The organism is Mesorhizobium sp. M8A.F.Ca.ET.021.01.1.1 (genome assembly GCF_003998025.1).
Taxonomy (GTDB): domain Bacteria; phylum Pseudomonadota; class Alphaproteobacteria; order Rhizobiales; family Rhizobiaceae; genus Mesorhizobium.
Window position 1 is genome coordinate 1 of record NZ_RZSJ01000542.1, and the last position, 4,167, is coordinate 4,167.

Below are 4,167 nucleotides of genomic sequence, written 5' to 3' on the forward strand. Positions count from 1 at the left end.
CTGTAGAGCGCGGCGCCAAGAGGGTCGGCGAGCGCAATCTTGACGTTCTTGCTCTTGGCCTTCAATCCGAGCCCGACACCGGCCAGCGTTCCACCCGACCCCACCGCCGAGACAAAACCGTCGACCTTGCCGCCGGTCTGGGTCCAGATTTCCTCGGCCGTGGTGCGGATATGGCCATCTCGGTTGGCGACATTGTCGAACTGGTTGGCCCAGATGGCGCCGTTCGGCTCGCTCCTCGCCATCTGCTCGGCCAGCCGTCCCGACAGTTTCACGTAATTGTTGGGGTTCTTGTAGGGCACGGCCGGCACTTCGATCAGCTCGGCGCCGAGCAGCCGGATCGTGTCCTTCTTTTCCTGGCTTTGCGTGTCCGGGATGACGATGACGGTGCGGTAGCCGAGCGCCTTGGCGACGAGCGTCAGCCCGATGCCGGTGTTGCCGGCTGTCCCCTCGACGATGACACCGCCCGGCTTCAACAGGCCACGTTGTTCGGCGTCGCGGATGATGAACAGGCCGGCGCGATCCTTGACCGACTGTCCCGGATTCATGAACTCGGCCTTGCCCAGGATCTCGCAGCCGGTTTCCTCGGAAGCTTTGTTGAGGCGGATCAGAGGCGTGTTGCCGATCGCGTCGATCACAGAACGGGGCATTCAGGATTCCTTGTGTACATGCGCCGAAACCCTAGAAACCCAACGCTGCGGTTTCAAGGCAAGAATTCGTCTGGTCCAGTCGCATTTCCGGCCCTGCGGGTGCCGACCTTGCCGCGACCGGGCTCGATATCACACAGTTCATTTGCACCTGTGGTGGAAAAGCACTCTTTTCATTCGATTTCTTCGCCGCTAGAGCAAGGCACCAACAACTCGGCAGGGCGCAGCATGACACTCTATCGGGCCGATCCGAAACACGGCGTCGCCTGGGTCACGGGCGGCAGCAGCGGCATTGGCCGTTCGCTGGCCAGGGACCTGGCGTCACAAGGCTATGCGGTGGCGGTGACAGCGCTGGACGACGATCCGATCGACACGCTCATCGTCGAGACCGCGCAGATGCCGGGCAAGGTCGTGTCCTTTCCCTGCGACGTCACCGACGAGCCGCGCATGGCAAGAACGGTTGCCGCGATCGAGAAGGACCTCGGACCGATCGTGCTCGCCATATTCAATGCCGGAAATTACATCTCGACACCTGGCGAATCCCTCGTCGTCAAGGACTTCCGCCGCTCCTTCGAGGTCAACTATTTCGGCATCATCAATGGGCTGGTGCCTGTCGTCGAGCATATGCGGGTACGCGCGCGCGGCCATGTCGTTCTGGTCGGCTCGGTGACCGCCTATTTTGGCTGGCCGACCACGGCCGCCTATGGCGGCACCAAGGCCGCCATCAACATCCTGGCCGAGTCGCTGAAGTATGATTTCGACAAGATGAACATCCGCGTTCAGGTGATAAATCCCGGTTTTGTCGATACGCCATTGACCGAAAAGAACATGCTGCCGATGCCGGGCCTGATGCCGGTCGGCCGCGCGACCCGCCGCATGGTGCGGGGCATCAAGTCCGGTGGCTTCGAAGTGACCTTCCCTTACCGGACGAGCTGGCCGCTGAAAATTCTTGGCATGCTGCCAAGGCCTTTATGCCGATGGGTGATCATCCTGACGACCAGCTGGAAGGCACGGCCGCTGCATTACGAGCGCAAACCGCCCAACGAATAGATGCCCACAGGATTGCTGGCATGGCTGCCTGAACGGCCGTTGCCTGTCCATGGCCACCGCCATAGGTTGAATATTGTTGCGTGGAGTCTGCGATGGGGCGACGAATCGTGCTTGCTGTGCTGGGCCTGGTCGCCATCCTTGCACTGACCTTCGTACTGGGTCCACGCGTAGCGATCGACACCACGATCCGCTTCGATCCTTCCGTCATCGGCGACGACCCACAAGCCTATGTGGCAAAAGTGGAGGCCACCGTACCCAATATCCGAGACGGGTTGGAAAAGGAGATCGTCTGGGCCAACCCGATGGTGCATGCCAAGACCCCGCTGTCGATCGTCTACATCCACGGCTTTTCCGCCTCGAAGGGCGAGGTGCGCCCGCTACCTGACGACGTGGCCGAACGGCTCGACGCCAACCTGTTCTACACCCGCCTCACCGGTCATGGCCAAGACGGCGAAGCGATGACGCAAGGCAGCGTCAATGCCTGGATCAACGACTATGAGGAGGCGATCGCCATCGGCCGGGCAATCGGCGACAAGGTGATCGTCATCTCGACGTCGACCGGCGGCTCGCTGGCGGCCTGGGCGGCGACGCAGCCCGGGGCATCCGAGGGTGTGGCGGCCATTGCATTCATCTCGCCCAATTTCGGCGTGACGGCATCCGGCGCCGAGATCCTGACCATGCCCTGGGGCAAGCAGATCGCCGAACTCGTCGCCGGCAAGGAGCGCAGCTTCGTGCCACGCAATGCGCTGCATGAGAAATTGTGGACCACCAGATATCCGATCGCCGCGACGATGCCGATGCAGGCCCTGACCGAGCTTGCCTATGGCGCGCCTATGGAGAAGGCGACCATCCCCGCCCTGTTCATCTTCTCGGATATCGACAAGGTAGTACGGCCCGACCGCACCCGCGAAATCGCCGCGGGCTGGGGCGGCGCGCATGAGCTGGTGCCCATGGAAAGCACCGGCGATCCCGACAATCATGTCATTGCCGGCGACGCGCTGTCGCCATCCACCACGGCGTTCCTGGCGCAACGGATTGCCGTCTGGATCGAAGCGGTGGCGAAATAGGCTTCAAGAAGAAGAGGGCGGCCGAAGCATTGCCTCGGCCGCCCTCTTCTTTGTTATCCGGTCAACCAGCCAACCCCAAGGATTGGAGGCGTCCGTGAGGCCTATCAAGCAGCCCGCGCTGCCGGACGCTTGCCGCCGAAGCGGCGCTTGTTGTTGCCCTTGAAGGGCTTGGCGCCTTCGGGCTTGCGCTCGCCGGCAAAGGCCGGCTTGTCGCCGAAGCGCTTCTTGCCGAAGCCGTTGTTCTGCTTCTTCTCGCCGCCCGGCCGCCGGCCGTCGCGACGGCCGTTACGGTCGCTGCGATCGTTGGCGGGTTCGAAGCGCTCGTTCTTCTCAGCCGGATTGCGTGCCGGATCGGGGCTGCCGAGATGGTCGGCAACAACAGGCAGCTTGGTGCGGATGATCCGCTCGACCTGGCGCAGCTTGCTGTTCTCCGAAGGATCGCAAAGCGTGATCGCGATGCCATCCATACCGTTGCGGCCGGTGCGGCCGATGCGGTGGACGTAGCTTTCCGCCTCATCCGGAAGGTCGAAATTCACGACATGGCTGATGCCGGGCACGTCGATGCCACGCGCCGCGATGTCGGTCGCGACCAGAATGCGCACCGAGCCGTCACGGAAGTCATTCAGCGCCTTCTGACGGGCATTCTGCGACTTGTTGCCATGGATGACGGCGGCCTTGAAGCCGTCGCGCTCGAGGTCCTTGGTCACCCGGTCCGCACCATGCTTGGTGCGCGAAAAGATGATGACGGACTTCATCGCCGCGTCAGCGAGCATCGTCGACAGAACCTGGCGCTTCTGCTTGGTGCGGGCGAAGACGACGCCCTGCACGATCTCGGCCGCCGCGGTGCTTTGCGGCGAAACTTCAATGCGGACCGGGTTCTTCAAGAGGCCCTTGGCGAGCTCCGCGATCTCGTCCGGCATGGTGGCCGAGAACAGGGCTGTCTGGCGGTCGGGCGCGGTCGCCTTGGCAATGCGCTTGACGTCATTGATGAAGCCCATGTCGAGCATGCGATCGCCCTCGTCCAGCACCAGCCATTTGGTGTCGGAGAGGATGAGGTCGCCCTCGCGCACGAGGTCGGTCAAGCGGCCGGGCGTGGCGATGAGGATATCGACGCCGGGAGCAACCTTCTTCACCTGGCTGAAGCGCGAGACGCCGCCCAGTACGAGTGCCGTCGAGACATGCGCGCCCTTGGCGAGGATCTTGATCGTGTCCTCGATCTGCACGGCGAGTTCACGGGTCGGCGCCAGGATCAGCGCACGGGTCGTCTTGGCGCGCCGCTTGGTGCCGAGCGCAATGATCTTCGACAGGATCGGCAGCGCGAAGGCTGCGGTCTTGCCGGAGCCGGTCTGCGCGATGCCGAAAATGTCACGGCCTTCCAGCTGCGGCGGGATCGCCTGCATCTGGAT

At 63.1% G+C, this 4,167-nt stretch carries 4 protein-coding genes; 2 read left to right on the plus strand and 2 right to left on the minus strand.

The genetic code is table 11. The annotated features are described in order from the left end of the window. A partial coding sequence (locus EOA36_RS29305) for a pyridoxal-phosphate dependent enzyme (protein ID WP_127280473.1) occupies window positions 1–647 on the minus strand: 647 nt, incomplete at its 3' end. A gap of 225 nt (window positions 648–872) precedes the next feature. Here EOA36_RS29305 and EOA36_RS29310 point away from each other — a divergent pair. Together EOA36_RS29310 and EOA36_RS29315 are read left to right on the plus strand one after the other, a co-directional pair. Further along, the gene (locus tag EOA36_RS29310) at window positions 873–1,694 is read left to right on the plus strand and encodes an SDR family oxidoreductase (protein ID WP_127280474.1); all 822 of its coding nucleotides are present in this window, start codon (window positions 873–875) and stop codon (window positions 1,692–1,694) included. Between the two features lie 92 nt (window positions 1,695–1,786). Then, a complete protein-coding gene (locus EOA36_RS29315) occupies window positions 1,787–2,761 on the plus strand; it encodes an alpha/beta fold hydrolase (RefSeq protein ID WP_127280475.1) in 975 nt (324 codons plus the stop codon). A gap of 104 nt (window positions 2,762–2,865) precedes the next feature. On the opposite strand, the gene EOA36_RS29320 is transcribed toward EOA36_RS29315, so the two are convergent. Next, window positions 2,866–4,167, minus strand: a 1,302-nt coding sequence (locus EOA36_RS29320; protein ID WP_145969363.1) for a DEAD/DEAH box helicase, incomplete at its 5' end; no start/stop codon positions are given.

Excerpts from the sequence above, each read along its gene's own strand:
- EOA36_RS29315 (WP_127280475.1), top strand. The coding sequence starts at position 1,787 with ATGGGGCGACGAATCGTGCTTGCTGTGCTGGGCCTGGTCGCCATCCTT.
- EOA36_RS29310 (WP_127280474.1), top strand. The coding sequence starts at position 873 with ATGACACTCTATCGGGCCGATCCGAAACACGGCGTCGCCTGGGTCACG.